Source organism: Methylotetracoccus oryzae (genome assembly GCF_006175985.1).
Lineage (GTDB): Bacteria > Pseudomonadota > Gammaproteobacteria > Methylococcales > Methylococcaceae > Methylotetracoccus > Methylotetracoccus oryzae.
In genome coordinates this window covers 1-12,840 of the sequence record NZ_SRSH01000006.1, presented here as the reverse complement: position 1 = coordinate 12,840, position 12,840 = coordinate 1, and the positions used below count along the sequence as shown (strand labels likewise).

Here is a 12,840-nt window from a genome sequence, read left to right as displayed (position 1 = left end):
CCGCAGACGGTCTCGCCCTCCCGGCCCGCTCCCGCCGCCAAGCAAGGGGGGTGAATGGTTAATGCGACGCGCCCGCTGTGAAACCAGTCGGGCTGCGCCGGGCGGGGTCTGGCGCGGGCATCCATTGCTGGCGATTATGCCGAAACCCGGGGCATTTGTCCCCGCCGGTCCTCTCGGCCCGCAGCCGGCCCCCGCGCTGTCGGCCGGTCCGGTCAGCGCTCCGGCTCGATGCGGATCTCGGACCGGTCGCCGTTCGCTTCGTCGATCCTGATCGACTCGATACGTGGGCCGCTGCCATGCACATAGACGACCCGGACGATCTCCGCGTAAGCGGCGTCGCGAGGAACCAGGGTCAGCACCCAGCGCCGCTCGGACCCGCCGAGCGTCGCAGTGAAGAGGCGCCTGAGGGTTTCCGCATCGCCGGTCAGGGGGGCCCGGATGCTCTCGATGGCCGCGAGCAGTGACGGATGATCCGACAGATGAACCGTGCGCGGTGAATCGGCGGAGCCATCCTCTATGGTCAGTCGGTCGCCGTCGATCCGCAGCGCTTCCTTGCGCGGTGCCAATAGCTGTTTCTCGAGGACGTCGGGTCGTCGGAAAGACAGACGCCCCGACGACCTGAGCGGCACCGCGACGATCTTCAGGGTACGGATCTCGCTGAACCGCGCAGTGCCTTCCGTGCGGGTTGCGAGCGTGCCGAGCAGGGCGTCGAGATTCCACGTCCGGGGTGGAGCGGGGTCGGCTGCCCAGGATGCGGCGCTGAGCAACGCGAGGGCCAGAGCCAGACGTCGGTTAGGTCGAGCCATCCCAGAAGTCATAGAAGTTGAACCAGTTGTAAGGCGATCCGCGGCATAAATCCTCGAGGCGCCGGGCATACTGCTGAACGACCTCGGCATTCGTCGGCAACGGCTCGGCGCGGAAATCCGCGAGCAACTCGAAATGCACGGCGTATTCGGCATCGCCGCTATGCGTGCAGGCGAACAACAGCAGCGGTACCCGAAACAGCCGGGCGAGTCTCGCCGGGGCTTCCGGAAACCAGGCCGGACTGCCCAGAAATTCGCAGGCGACACGCTTCTCATCGCGCATGCTGCGGTCGCCGAGCAGAGCCACGCAGCCGCCCGCCTCCAGGAATGCGGCGACGTCGATGAAGGTGTCGGGCCGGCCCAGCGCGATGATGCCGTCGCTCAGCGACGGATTGATGCGGCGAAAGAGGCTCATGATCCGGCTGGCGTTCTCGGGATACATCAGCGCACGGATCGACAGCCCCTTGTCGACGACGGCCAGCGTACGCAGCAGGTCGACACTGCCGTAATGGGCGCCCACCAACAGACAGGGCTGGCCGGTCGCGATGAAGCCTTCGAGCAGTTCGAAGCCGCGGACATCCAGGCGGAACAAGGACGCGCGTCCCGCGTAGACGAACAGCCGGTCGAGGAGGGTCTGTGCGAACGTGTGGTAGTGCCGAAACAGATCGCGCGTCCGCGGCGGGCGGGTCAGGACGCGTGCCAGGTACTGCCGGGATGCGGCGCGCGCAGTGCCTGAGAACACCAGGAAGTAGGCCGTGATCGGGTACAGCAACGCGCGGGCGACCGGGCGTCCGACATGCAGTGCGATCCAGACGATCGTATTGATCCAGAACGTGTTGCTACGTTCTCGCTGCCGCAGCCAGTGCGGTGCGGTCATCGCTGTCTCTCCCGCCCCCGCGACCGGCTCAGCCGCTCGACGCGGAGGTGATGTCGCCGTGGGCGGCGACCCGCGGCCCGACGCGACATTCGAAGCGATAGCGTCCGGGTCCGAGCGCTTCGATCTCGATCGAGCAGCTGTCGCCGGGCCGCAGCGGCGCCAGAAACTTCACGTTCGCAAGACCCATCGGTGCAGACATACCCTCACTTTCCTCCAGCAGCTGGAATACCCGCTGCAGCAGGGATACGCCGGGCAGGAGCGGGTCACCCGGGAAATGGCCGGGGAGTGCCGGGTGGTCCGGAGCCACCGAGAAACGGGCCCGGGCAATGGGTACGGACGACTCGGTCATGGGCATGCCAGGGGGCGGGCCCGAATCCCGCACGCAGCGGACAGCGGCGAGCACAGGGGGCTCCCGCGCAGGGCCTCAGGCCGCGATGCGGCGTTGCTCCACCGTTTCCGCCAGATTGCGCAAGGACGCAAAGGTGCGCACGGTGTCGGGGTCTTCGGATCGGATCTGAAAGCCATAGGACTTCTTGATGGCGACCGAAAGTTCGAGCATGTCGATCGAGTCGAGACCGAGGCCTTCACCGTACAGCGGGGCCTTCGGGTCTATCGATTCCGCGTCGACTTCGAGGCCCAGCGTCGCAACGATCAACCGGGCGAGTTCGAGTTCGAGAGGACTCATAAGGTCATAGCAAGACGAAGATTACGGCACGCGGTCCGGGGTATCCCGCCACGGACGAACGGCTCAAGCCAGCAAGTCGATGATACCTTCGATTTCGACCAGGAGCGAGCGGCGGCAGATCTCGCCCTGCAGGAAAAGCCACTGGACATCCGGCCGCAGCGCGCCGCTCAGTAGCGCTTCGGCCGCGGCCAGATCGGTCTCGTGCCGGAGGTAGACCGTCAACAGCGTGCCTGAGCCGGCGTCCTGCAAGCTCAGGCCCAGCGGCTGGAGCAGCGCGTCGAGGTTGCGCAAGGTCTCCTCGACCTGCTGCTCCAGCCGTCCTGCGTGCCGGCTGCGGTGCCCCCGGATGCTGGCGGTCCCGGAGACATGCAGGCACGGGCCGGCAGTGTTGGGAATCATCAGGGCGCGGGAGAACGCCGGACTCCTGGGGCCGTACTCTGGCGGGTAGCGGTACGCCTCGTCCTGGCGGATGTTGGACAGTGTCGATCCGGGGCTGCGGGTCGTCAGGAAGGCGACCCGCAGCCCCGGCTGTCGGGTGCCGATCGCGCAGGCTGCTGGCAGCGCCGCATCGGGGATCCGCCCCCACGCATCCAGCGCCTCCCGGCGGCCGATCGAGAACGCCTGGTAGACCTCGAGGCCGTTCGGCGCGGCATTGATGTCGGGCAGATAGTGCCAGACGCGGCTGAGATGCGGGAAACCAAGCTCAGCCGACACGCGAAGCAGTGTTCGATAGACTTGGTAAGTGGCTGCGCCGATGTCTGGCGCCGTTGCCGTAGGGTCGGCCAGAACGCCGAACAGGGTCTCGCCGTCGTTTCGACACGTGAGGTCGCCAATGCGTAGGGCTTCGGTCGGCGCTCGGCCCAGCAGCACGATGCAAGCCGGATCACGGGTCAGCGGGCTCAGCGGTACGTCGCAGATGGGCCACGGAGTGGGCGCCGCGGGGTTTCGACCATCGGCATAGCGCAACACGCCGAGGATGCGAGCGCGTTCCCCGGCGGCGAGGCGTTCCAGATCGCGATCGGCCAGCAGACGCCAGGTGCGTGCGCCGTTCGATGCCGAGACGAGCAGCGGTTTGCGGCGCGGGCTAGCGGGAGTCTCCGGCATGGGTGGCGGATTCCGCGCGGAGTTCAGGGCCGTCCACGTTTCGGCGACGCTGACGGTAGGCCGCCAGATTGACGCGGGGTGCGGCAAGAACGTGGAGGTAATAAATGACCCTGAAGAGACTCAGTCTCGCATGAATCGAGGTTTTGCCGAACAGATCCCCCGCCAGCAGGGACACCATGGCATCGCGGATCCGGAACATGTTCCGTGGATTCGTGACCAGATGCCGCATCGCCGGCGTGGTGATCCGGTAGATGAACCAGGAGAAGGTCTTCAGGCCCCGCTTCAGACGGCGCTGATGTGCGGCCAGGTGGGCCGTCGCGCGCGCGGGTTCGCGCAGCGCAGCGTCCACCGCGTCGGCGCCGGCAAAGGCCCCGCTCAGTGCGAAATGGACGCCGGTCGAAAATACCGGGTCGATGAAGGCGAACGCGTCGCCGACCATCAGATAGTTGCGGCCGTACATACCGGTGGACTGGTAGGAATAATTGCCGGTGGCAGTCACGTCGGAAACCAGTTCGGCCTTCGCCAGCCGCGCCTGAACCTGGGGTTGCAGGGCGATGGTCGACAGGAAAAACTCATCGACCGGCACTCGTCGGCTTTTCAGGTAGTAGGGCCAGCAGACCGCGCCGACGCTCATGATGTCGTCGCGCAACGGGATCATCCAGAACCAGCCGTGCTCGAACCAATAAATGCTGATGTTCCCCTCGGCCCGGCCCTCGCGCCGCTGGGCGCCCCGGAAGTGCCCAAAGATCGCTGCGCTGTTGTGCTGTTTGTTACGGGTCTTGGTGGCCAGACGGGTTGCCAGAAACGTGTCGCGTCCGGTGGCATCGACCAGAAAGCGGGATTGCCAATGGGTGGCCTGGCCCGATGGATCACGCGCAACCAGCCGGCAGCTGTCAGGAGCATCCAGCTCGACCGATTCGACGCGCCATCCCTCCTTGACTGCGACCCCATGCGCGGCCGAGTTGCGCAGCAGCAGCTCGTCGAATTCCGAGCGCCGGACCTGGAAGGCGTAGGGTGGGTTCGGGTCCAGGGCTTCGGCAAACGGGAACTCGACAAAACGGCCGTGTTCGCTCGACCAGAACTCGGCGGCGTGTTTGGTGACACCGATCCGGGCCACGTCGTCGAGTACGCCCAACTGTTCCAGCAGGGGTAGCGTTCTCGGCAACAGCGATTCCCCTATGTGGAAGCGCGGGTGGCGGTCCTTCTCGAATTGCACGACCGTCCAGCCTTTGTCGGCGAGGCGCGTAGCGACCGCCGAACCGGCCGGTCCTCCGCCGATTACGGCGACGTCGAAATTCGTCAGATGGGGTGCCGCCGCCTGGGCGGGCCGTCCGGCGGGAACGGGACCATGATCTTCAGTGAACATGTGCGCCTCCGGATGACGGCTGCATCGAACGGCATCCGCGGCGCTCAAGACGCCGCGAGTCCACGAACCCTTCCTGTGACCAGATGGGCGTCACTTCGAGCATCGCGTGCACAGCGCCTCCTGAAACCCGCCGTCCGCTGCCACCGACATCAGGGCGCGGTCGAGCGCGTGATCGACGGTTTCGCGGTATGCTTCAGCGCTGCCGTGATGCCCGTAATTCTGCGCGGTGCCGGTCTTCCGCTCGGACCAGCAGGTGCGTCCCTGGCCATCGAGGACGGTAGCGTCGATGACGACTCGCGCATCGTAGCCAGCGTTCACGTGCACGTTTTCGTTGATGAGGACCTGATACAGGCTCAGCGTGACGACAGGGGCACCCGCCGTGGTGGTCCTGACCCCGGATTGCCGGAATATCTCCCGTGCTGCCGAGCGCACCCAGCCTGTCGGGTCGCCGGTCAGGCTGATTGGCTGCGGTGCCACCGCTCCGCCTTCCAGTGTTCTTTTCCCCACCACGGACCCCGGCAGCCCGTTCTTCGCGACGACCGATGAGGCTACCGCGCAGCTTTTGACGAGCGAAACTTCCGACGGTTCGAGCATCGACTTGTAGGCCGGGGAGAAACTCGTCGGTGCAATCGACTTCTGCGCGCAGGACAGGATCAGGAAACCGACGCCTGCCAGCAGTGCGTTCGCGCGATGATGCATGGCCTTGTCCTCCGAGGGATCCAACCGTTCGCGGGATCATAACGGAGGGGGCCAGCGGTGCGCAAAGGGGGCGAATGGCCCGGTCAGCGGCGGCCACCCGCTCCCGGAAAACGTCCGTCGAGTCACTACGGGGATGCTACGGCTCGTATCACGGCTTGCTGCGATACTAAGACGATAAGCCAGGATGACCCCTTACGAAAGTTGCCTTGGTCGCTAGGGGCGTTCTTCAAGAATCTCGGCGGTGCTGGAGAACGAGATACCGGTTGTCGCCGCGGCGCCGATCATGACGGTCTCGATGTGCGGCGGCGATACGGCTTCCGCACTTTCCCAGGCAATCAAAAAGCTGGCCGCCGTTCCCCCCGATCGGTCTGCGCCGCTGATCACATAGTCGGTCGCAGCCATCGGCGCCAGCAGCCGCGGTTCGTCCAGGTAGGAACGGACGAATCGTCCCGCCGTGTCGAAATAGTCGACGCGGGTAATCTTCACCGGGTTTTTGCGATCGGTGTTGCGGACGGTGACGGTCGCCGACAGGTTCAGCGTATGCCGCCGATCGCCATAGGCGATTTCCGAATAAATCGGCACATAGAGCAGCTGGCTGCGTGCCAGATGCGTTCGAGTCTCGCCTGCCGCAACTGCCGCATCGAACGACAGTGCGGCCCACAGCAGTGCCAGCGCCTTTAGAGCACCTGGCTGCGACCGGCAGTGCTCCCGTTTGGCGAAGCCCAACGGGCCGCGGGCTGTGATGGTTACAGGCGGCACGTGCCGGCCGGTCATGCGATCCCTGAACCGGATGATGGCAGCGGTTCGTGCGGTCCGTGGTCTAGCTCCACCGATAATCGTCATGGGCGCCTGAATGAGATGAAGTGGGTGAGCGGGCCGGGGCCGGACAGACTCCCGTCGGCGACACTTTGGTGCCCGCGCTTTCCGCGCCATTAGACAGCAAAAGAAACTGGACCACCAACGGGTGCCCGCGCCGCAGGTTCGGGGGTCTCAGGAAGGTGATGCGTCGCCTTCGACGCTCGTGTCTTGCGGCGCACGAGGGCATTCGTCGGAGACTGACGCCTGGAAGCGACGTCGGCTTTAGGTGTCAGCTGTTTGGCTTGAGCGCAATCATCTGCTCTAACCCCAGCGTGCAGCGGAAACACGGCCTTGGCGGCAGTAAACCTCGAACATCGCTCCGAGGCGCCGCCAGACGGGAGGCGGCGCTGGGGGAGTGCAGTGTTTGAGAAGGTCTCTTAGAATCTCGCAAGCTTGAGCCGGATGCCCTGGCCCACGCGGGTGGAACAGATCAGCGTAACCGTACCATTCGCCCGACGGAGACAGCCGATGGCGTTGCCCGTCGTGGTATTGAACGCATCGTTGGCGTAGACGGCGCTTGCGACGTATTCGTTGGGTCTGAGTGTAATCGTACCCGTCGTTCTCAGGAAGACGGCATACATTTCCCGGTTCATAGGATTGCGAGAATACACCACGCTGGGTGAAGCATGACTGTTGGGGCTGTTGTAGGTCTGGGACGCCGGGTTATAGGTTCGCGCCGAAAGCGGAACCTCGGCGAGGTTGTCGAAATTGGGAACCGCCCGGATCAACTGAAGCGCATTATTGAATACCCAGGCTCCGTTGGTGTAGGTTTTGTCCACCGCCATTCCGACGACATAGCTGAACCAGGAACCCTGCCGCCCTGCGATGCCTGCAACCTCCAGGTGTTCCGACAGGAATTCGCCATAGGCTGGAAACTCGTTATGGGCCGTGCTCACATGCATCCGATCGGCGGGGATGAAGTTGCGGGGTGCGCCGTTGGCTTCATAGGAGAACGCGGGCTTGCCGGTTTCCGGATCCGTACTGTTCGCCCTTTGATCGTGCCCGGCCTGGGTTCCGCGCTCGAGATAATAGGCATCGAGTCTCAGGCTGCGGTCTGCATACCAGGCGCCGTATGTGGTGCCGGAGTTGCTGGTATTGATCTGGTACATGTTGGCCGCGACATAGTAAGGGAATCCCAGCGGTGAAGTCGCGCTGTGCAATGCGCTCGTAATGCGTTGGAGCAGGGCTTTTTGCCCTTCCTTCCAGGTGTTGTAATAACGTCCATCATGTTGCACATCCTTGTTTTCACAGCTGTTTCCTGGTGGGGTTCGGGCGATGTCGTCGAAGGTGGCGCCCGAGAAGCCTCCGTTGCGGATCGCGTTCGTGTAACCCTCGGCCAATCGCTCGACCACGTATCGACTCTGCAGGTTGGCGTAAGCCCAGATGCCACCGGGTGCGCTATCCAACGCGTGGAAGGCCGTCTGGAACTGCTCCTTCGTCACGGTGGGATCCAGGACGGGTTTCGCTGAGCTGCGGCTGCAACCGAAGACGGACAAGAGTTCCATGTCGGCCCGGCTCAGAGCGACGAGGTTGTTTACCGAGGTTCCCGGTCGTAGGAAATTACCACCGTAACCATTTTCGGCTTCCGATCGGTAGCGGACCCGGTCAGAGGAGAAGTCGAAAATAACCGGATAGAATGCCCCGTTGAGGTCCTTGGAAACGCCCAGATGGTCAAAGGCCGGATCATCTGCCACGCCCCGATTGACCGTACTGTAACCCATGGCAACCGCATGCCGTTCGGCGCGGGCCCAGCGACGATTCGAGCGCTGGTCGGACGAGTAAATCCGGCTCCAGTTGTGTATATGGTGATGCAGAATATCCTGAGGAGCCGTATGTCCTGCATCGGTAAATAGTGTCGCGAATGTCATACCGATGGCGAGGGAGGCGGTGCGTCGCATCATAGTCTTACCTTTCTCTTTAGGGGAGTCTGGGTTATTAGCCGACTTATTGGCTAAGTGGCCGCGGATAAGGCTTACCCAGCGGCGCGAATATTCTCGGGTTTCCGGAACGGCCCGGTTTTTGGCCGATAAACCTCACTGCGCGCGATTGGGGCCAGTGCCCTGCCGTATCGTGTTTCCTGTTGGCTTTTGTCGGCTTCAACGTTGACGCAGCGTATTGACTGGCTGGGTTCCCCGCACAAGTCGTGCCAGAAGGCCTCGTTCGCCTGATTTCGGGGGCTTGAAGGCTGGCGGATGACCCTTAGGGAAGAGAAAGGCGCCCAAAAGTGTCGTGCGGCGGCGACAGTGTCGGTGGCTGGATGTCTGATTGCAGCGACACCCAATAGAGCGGATGGCGATATCACTACGGATCCAGTGGCATCGCGCGTGTGGATTGCGGGTGGGGAAGGCGCTCAGTGAGCGCGGGATGAAAGCCGGCGGCTGATTTCAGCGCGGTTACGCTGTGTCCAGCGGTGGCTGCAAGCCTGAGTGCGACAAACGGGTACGTCGTCGGGTGGATAGCGCAGGTTGATGGCAAACCTGGGGCCCGCGGGCAAACCATGGACGCGTGACGCGGGTGGATGGAGTGGGCAAGGCCCTATGCCCGCCTGGGGAATTCATCCATTTACCTAGGAAAATCTCCCGTCTTTGTCCGAGCTTGCGGCCTATCCGAAAACCCGGTCATCACCGATTTCCATTTGTTCTGTAAGACAATATCCTCAGCTTGGCGCAGTGTGGGGAGTACGCCGGGCGATCCAGCTCATGGGGCCCGACCCCGGTCAATGCTCGTGATGAAGCTCGGTGACTGTTTTCTGGAGCCGATCGGTGCATTACGCAACGTGGGATTCGCGAGCCACGATCGGGAGGGGAGCAGATCATGACTCCCTTGCCCAAGCCAGAGCCGAAATCGAGTGAACGCAATGATCAGGACCATCGTCATGTCAGCCGCGCTGGTGCTGGTGACGGACGTCAGCCAGGGGGCGAATGCCTGTGAAGAGGCAGGTCAGGTGGTCAGTGTCGAGGGCGAGGTGACCATCCATCGCGTCGGTGAGTCGAAGCCTCGCAACGCCGTCGTAGAGGAACGTTTATGCGTCGGTGATTCGGTCGCGGTGGGCGGTGCAAGTCGCGCTGCGCTGAAACTCGTCAACAACGCCGTGCTGCGCCTCGATCAGCATACTTCGCTGCGGTTGGCTGTGGTCAGCGCCAATTCCCAGGATTTCACCTGGCTCGACGTGGCCCAGGGGCTGGTCCAGTCGTTCAGCCGCCAGCCGCAGCGCATGCGCATCGATACGAAAGCACTGCGCGCCATGATCCATGGTACCGAATTCGTGATCCGCGCCTCCGATCGGGACGCCGAAGTGACCGTAATGGAGGGTGAGGTGACGGTGTCGAACGAGGCCGGCGGTGGACGGCAAGCTGACGCAGGCCACCTTTTGCTATGTGGCCTCCGAGGGGGCGGACGTCACGGCCTCGTTCTCGCTGCCGGTTGTGTCGGGATTGCCGATGCTGGCTGCCACCTCGCTGGAGCCCGGTCTGCTGGGCGACCTTAAGATCGCCGCGACCTATGCGACGGGTTCGTGCATCTGCCGCATCACGTCGACCGGCAGCCGCGTCTGCTTCCCCACGGGTTGCTTCCGCCGCTAGCGCCTTGGCGCCAACCGAGCCCGGCCATGGCCACCGAATTCGAGCGTTGCGGTGCTGCCGCGCCGGACACGCCAGCCGAGACCCCGGAACGCGGGGGCCAGCTCGTGCCCGGCCCGCGGCCCGCGCCGTGGAATCCGTTCGGGGCGCTGGTGCGCGCCATTCGGCGGGTGGCAGTGTCTTTCGTGTCACTGCGCGTCGCAGTGCCAGGGTTGATCATCGCGCTCGCGGCCGTTCTCTCGCAGTACACGATAGACCGCTACCAGCGTTCCGCCGAGGATGTCGTGCGGGGCTATGCGGTCGCTCAAATGATGGACCGCATGTCCGCGCTGCAGGCGCAGATCGGCATGGCGGCGCAGTCGCGGCGGAACGACCGGTTCGAGTTTGCCCTGCCCCGGCTCGACGGCGTCACCGAGTCGGAGGAAACCTTGATCGCCGACACCCGCTCCCTGATCCTGACGGCTAGCGGTTCCGGTGCCGTCGGCCATTCGCTGCATGAGATCCTGCCGCGGGGCGTTGCAGCCTAGAACGGGGAGCCGCTACATGAGGTCGTGGAGCGGGTGCGACGGTCCGAGACCGGAGAAGTCCACGTGGCGGGGGCCGGACGGCTAATTTTCGGCTTTTCTCCGGCGTTCTTCGGCTCGCACCGGGTCGGTGTGGTGGAGCCCGAGCGGACGGGCGTCGTGATCATGCGGCGCGACTTGTCGCGGGATCTGAGCGCGGCTCGCGCGTCCGTGTTCAATCACACCATGGAGTCGGTCCAGTTGATCCTGGCGTCCGCCGCGGTCATCGGCCTGCTGATCCATTTCGGTTTGACGCTGCGGCTCAACCGTGTCGTCCGGGCCACCGAACGCTTTACCGCCGGGGATCTCGATCGACGGGTTCGCATCGGCGGGGTCGACGAGGTCGCGCGGCTGGGTCGAGCCTTCAACCGGATGGCCGAGCATGTGGCGGACACCCAGCGCAGCCTGGAGCATCGGGTCGAAGTACGCACGCTGGATCTGGCTCGGCTCGTCCGGAACCTGAAGCGGGAGGTCGCCGAGCGGCAGCGTGTCGAGCAGGCGCTGACCGACGAAAAGGAATTGATGCGGGTGACGCTGGCCTCGATCGGGGAGGCCGTCCTGACCACCGACCTGTCGGGCTGCGTCACCTATGTCAATCCTTCCGCCACGCTCCTGCTGGACGATCACAGTGAGTGCCTGGTCGGCCAGCACATGCGACAGATCATGCGCCTCATCGACGATCAGAGTTCCGACACCCAGCCTGATCGCTTGCTGTGTTTCCGCACGGGAACCGCGGACGACATCCGGACGGGTAGCGCGTCGCTGCTGCGTGGGGGGGGGCACGGCCGCTGCCGATCGATTATTGTGTCGCGCCCATACTTGAGGGCTCCGGTCTGCATGTCGGCACGGTCTGGGTGCTGCGGGACAACACCGAGGCGCAGAACGCTGCCCGCCGTCTCAGTTACCAGGCGTCGCACGATGCGCTCACCGGTCTTGTGAACCGCGCCGAGTTCGAGCGCCGGCTGGGCAACTTGTTGAAAGTCGGTCCGGATGACCGGACCCACTGCGCGCTGTATATCGATCTGGATCAGTTCAAGATCGTCAACGACACCTGCGGTCACGCTGCCGGCGATGAGCTGCTGCGCCAGATCAAGGATGTGCTGATGTCCCACGTGCGCCAGCACGACACCTTTGCGCGGCTGGGGGGCGACGAGTTCGGCGTGCACGGCCTGTTATGCGGCCAAGGAGCAGGGGCGCAACCGGGTCCAGGTGTTCAGCCAGGACGACTATGCGATGGTGCAGCGCCACGGCGAAATGCTGTGGGTACCGCGGATACAGGAGGCCTTGTCCAGCGATCGCTTCGTGCTGTTCTACCAGCCTATCGTGCCGCTTGCCGGCGGCCTGGAACAACACGGCGAGATCCTGCTCCGGATGCGCGACCGTGACGGCAAACTGGTCATGTCCTCGGCTTTCATTCCCAGCGCCGAGCGTTACAAACAGATGCAGGACATCGATCGCTGGGTCATTCGCCAGAGCTTCCGTAATCTTGCGCTGTGGCATGAGCTGAGCGCCGAGCCGCTGTCGCTGTCGATCAATGTGTCGGTGCAGTCGCTCAGCGACGAAGGGTTCCTCTCCTTCGTCGAGCGCGAGCTCACCGAGTCGAAAGTCCCGTTGGATTCGGTCTGCTTCGAGATTACCGAAACAGCGGTGGTGTCGAACCTGACCCATGCCAAGCAGTTCTTCACCCGGCTCAAATCGCGCGGTGCGCGCTTCGCGCTCGATGATTTCGGTAGCGGTCTCAGTTCGTTCTCCTATTTGAAAAACCTGCCCGTCGACTACCTGAAGATCGACGGCAGTTTCGTCAAGGATATGGCCACGGATCCGATCGATCGCGCGATGGTCGAGGCGATTCACCGCGTGGGCAACGTCATGGGGCTCGAGACCATTGCGGAATTCGTCGAGGACCACGAGATCGCGCAGAAGCTGACCGAAATTGGCGTGAACTATGGCCAGGGCTACGGCCTCGGGAAGCCTCGGCCGCTGGCCGAACTGTACGCTGGCGGACCCCTGCTCGACGCATCGGCATCCCGTTTGGCGCTGTGATCGGGTGCGCTGGCGCCTGATCCCACCCTACCGGCCAGCCTGTCGGTTTCTATGCCATCATCGATTTCCGGGCAGGCTTGCTCGGCAGGTTTCCGATCGTGGATACACTATTTGCCTCCCTGACAGAGAAATTGAAGGGGTTAAGGAGCCTCTGAACAAATGCGGCTGGTAAGCTATCGCCAACAGAGCACGTGAACGCGGTGACCGGATGAAACAGACGACCTTCGCCTCGCTGGCCTATGACCAGAAGAAGAAGCAGACCCG

General features: G+C 63.8%; 14 protein-coding genes and 1 pseudogene. 5 read left to right on the top strand and 10 right to left on the bottom strand.

The annotated features are described in order from the left end of the window. Positions 1–212 precede the first annotated feature (212 nt). The 9 genes from BWR02_RS07460 to BWR02_RS07420 form a co-directional block, all read right to left on the bottom strand. On the bottom strand, positions 213–806 hold the full coding sequence (locus tag BWR02_RS07460; protein ID WP_139557134.1) for a LolA-related protein: 594 nt from the start codon (positions 804–806) through the stop codon (positions 213–215). Beyond that, positions 793–1,680 (bottom strand): lysophospholipid acyltransferase family protein, encoded by an 888-nt coding sequence (locus BWR02_RS07455; protein WP_139557133.1) that lies wholly within the window; start codon positions 1,678–1,680, stop codon positions 793–795. The genes BWR02_RS07460 and BWR02_RS07455 overlap by 14 nt, the downstream gene beginning before the upstream one ends. Positions 1,681–1,708: 28 nt before the next feature. Then, the gene (locus BWR02_RS07450; RefSeq protein ID WP_139557132.1) at positions 1,709–2,035 is read right to left on the bottom strand and encodes a 3-hydroxyacyl-ACP dehydratase FabZ family protein; all 327 of its coding nucleotides are present in this window, start codon (positions 2,033–2,035) and stop codon (positions 1,709–1,711) included. Positions 2,036–2,104: 69 nt separating this feature from the next. Continuing rightward, a complete protein-coding gene (locus BWR02_RS07445) occupies positions 2,105–2,365 on the bottom strand; it encodes an ApeE family acyl carrier protein (RefSeq protein WP_129884951.1) in 261 nt (86 codons plus the stop codon). A 63-nt stretch (positions 2,366–2,428) separates the two neighbouring features. Beyond that, positions 2,429–3,469, bottom strand: a complete 1,041-nt coding sequence (locus BWR02_RS07440; RefSeq protein ID WP_139557131.1) for a chorismate transformation FkbO/Hyg5 family protein — start codon at positions 3,467–3,469, stop codon at positions 2,429–2,431. Then, positions 3,450–4,835 (bottom strand): NAD(P)/FAD-dependent oxidoreductase, encoded by a 1,386-nt coding sequence (locus BWR02_RS07435; protein ID WP_139557130.1) that lies wholly within the window; start codon positions 4,833–4,835, stop codon positions 3,450–3,452. Before BWR02_RS07435 ends, BWR02_RS07440 begins: the two co-directional genes overlap by 20 nt. Positions 4,836–4,925: 90 nt before the next feature. Next, on the bottom strand, positions 4,926–5,534 hold the full coding sequence (locus tag BWR02_RS07430; protein ID WP_139557129.1) for a hypothetical protein: 609 nt from the start codon (positions 5,532–5,534) through the stop codon (positions 4,926–4,928). Between the two features lie 213 nt (positions 5,535–5,747). Continuing rightward, positions 5,748–6,308: a DUF3124 domain-containing protein gene (locus BWR02_RS07425; RefSeq protein ID WP_162560064.1), complete on the bottom strand. Its 561-nt coding sequence runs from the start codon at positions 6,306–6,308 to the stop codon at positions 5,748–5,750. 461 nt (positions 6,309–6,769) lie between these two features. Further along, positions 6,770–8,293, bottom strand: coding sequence for a hypothetical protein (locus BWR02_RS07420; RefSeq protein WP_139557127.1), 1,524 nt, complete (start codon positions 8,291–8,293; stop codon positions 6,770–6,772). A 956-nt stretch (positions 8,294–9,249) separates the two neighbouring features. Here BWR02_RS07420 and BWR02_RS07415 point away from each other — a divergent pair. The 5 genes and pseudogenes from BWR02_RS07415 (at position 9,250) to BWR02_RS07395 (ending at position 12,576) form a co-directional block, all read left to right on the top strand. After that, a complete protein-coding gene (locus BWR02_RS07415) occupies positions 9,250–9,879 on the top strand; it encodes a FecR domain-containing protein (RefSeq protein WP_139557126.1) in 630 nt (209 codons plus the stop codon). A 120-nt stretch (positions 9,880–9,999) separates the two neighbouring features. Then, entirely contained in the window at positions 10,000–10,497 is a 498-nt protein-coding gene (locus BWR02_RS07410; RefSeq protein WP_139557125.1) for a hypothetical protein, read from the top strand. A 63-nt stretch (positions 10,498–10,560) separates the two neighbouring features. Continuing rightward, entirely contained in the window at positions 10,561–11,472 is a 912-nt protein-coding gene (locus BWR02_RS07405) for a HAMP domain-containing protein (RefSeq protein WP_139557124.1), read from the top strand. After that, a pseudogene (locus tag BWR02_RS21635) lies at positions 11,388–11,636 on the top strand (diguanylate cyclase domain-containing protein); the annotation flags it as partial. The gene BWR02_RS07405 and the pseudogene BWR02_RS21635, both read left to right, overlap by 85 nt. 28 nt (positions 11,637–11,664) lie before the next feature. Next, positions 11,665–12,576: an EAL domain-containing protein gene (locus BWR02_RS07395; protein WP_139557123.1), complete on the top strand. Its 912-nt coding sequence runs from the start codon at positions 11,665–11,667 to the stop codon at positions 12,574–12,576. A 49-nt stretch (positions 12,577–12,625) separates the two neighbouring features. Here the strand turns inward: BWR02_RS07395 and BWR02_RS21250 are convergent. Beyond that, a partial coding sequence (locus BWR02_RS21250) for a hypothetical protein (protein ID WP_236102020.1) occupies positions 12,626–12,840 on the bottom strand: 215 nt, incomplete at its 5' end.

What these genes read in the sequence shown, in the direction of transcription:
- BWR02_RS07460 (WP_139557134.1), bottom strand. Translation starts at nt 806, where the DNA reads ATGGCTCGACCTAACCGACGTCTGGCTCTGGCCCTCGCGTTGCTCAGC.
- BWR02_RS07455 (WP_139557133.1), bottom strand. Translation starts at nt 1,680, where the DNA reads ATGACCGCACCGCACTGGCTGCGGCAGCGAGAACGTAGCAACACGTTC.
- BWR02_RS07450 (WP_139557132.1), bottom strand. Translation starts at nt 2,035, where the DNA reads ATGCCCATGACCGAGTCGTCCGTACCCATTGCCCGGGCCCGTTTCTCG.
- BWR02_RS07445 (WP_129884951.1), bottom strand. Translation starts at nt 2,365, where the DNA reads ATGAGTCCTCTCGAACTCGAACTCGCCCGGTTGATCGTTGCGACGCTG.
- BWR02_RS07440 (WP_139557131.1), bottom strand. Translation starts at nt 3,469, where the DNA reads ATGCCGGAGACTCCCGCTAGCCCGCGCCGCAAACCGCTGCTCGTCTCG.
- BWR02_RS07435 (WP_139557130.1), bottom strand. Translation starts at nt 4,835, where the DNA reads ATGTTCACTGAAGATCATGGTCCCGTTCCCGCCGGACGGCCCGCCCAG.
- BWR02_RS07430 (WP_139557129.1), bottom strand. Translation starts at nt 5,534, where the DNA reads ATGCATCATCGCGCGAACGCACTGCTGGCAGGCGTCGGTTTCCTGATC.
- BWR02_RS07425 (WP_162560064.1), bottom strand. Translation starts at nt 6,308, where the DNA reads ATGACCGGCCGGCACGTGCCGCCTGTAACCATCACAGCCCGCGGCCCG.
- BWR02_RS07420 (WP_139557127.1), bottom strand. Translation starts at nt 8,293, where the DNA reads ATGATGCGACGCACCGCCTCCCTCGCCATCGGTATGACATTCGCGACA.
- BWR02_RS07415 (WP_139557126.1), top strand. Translation starts at nt 9,250, where the DNA reads ATGATCAGGACCATCGTCATGTCAGCCGCGCTGGTGCTGGTGACGGAC.
- BWR02_RS07410 (WP_139557125.1), top strand. Translation starts at nt 10,000, where the DNA reads ATGGCCACCGAATTCGAGCGTTGCGGTGCTGCCGCGCCGGACACGCCA.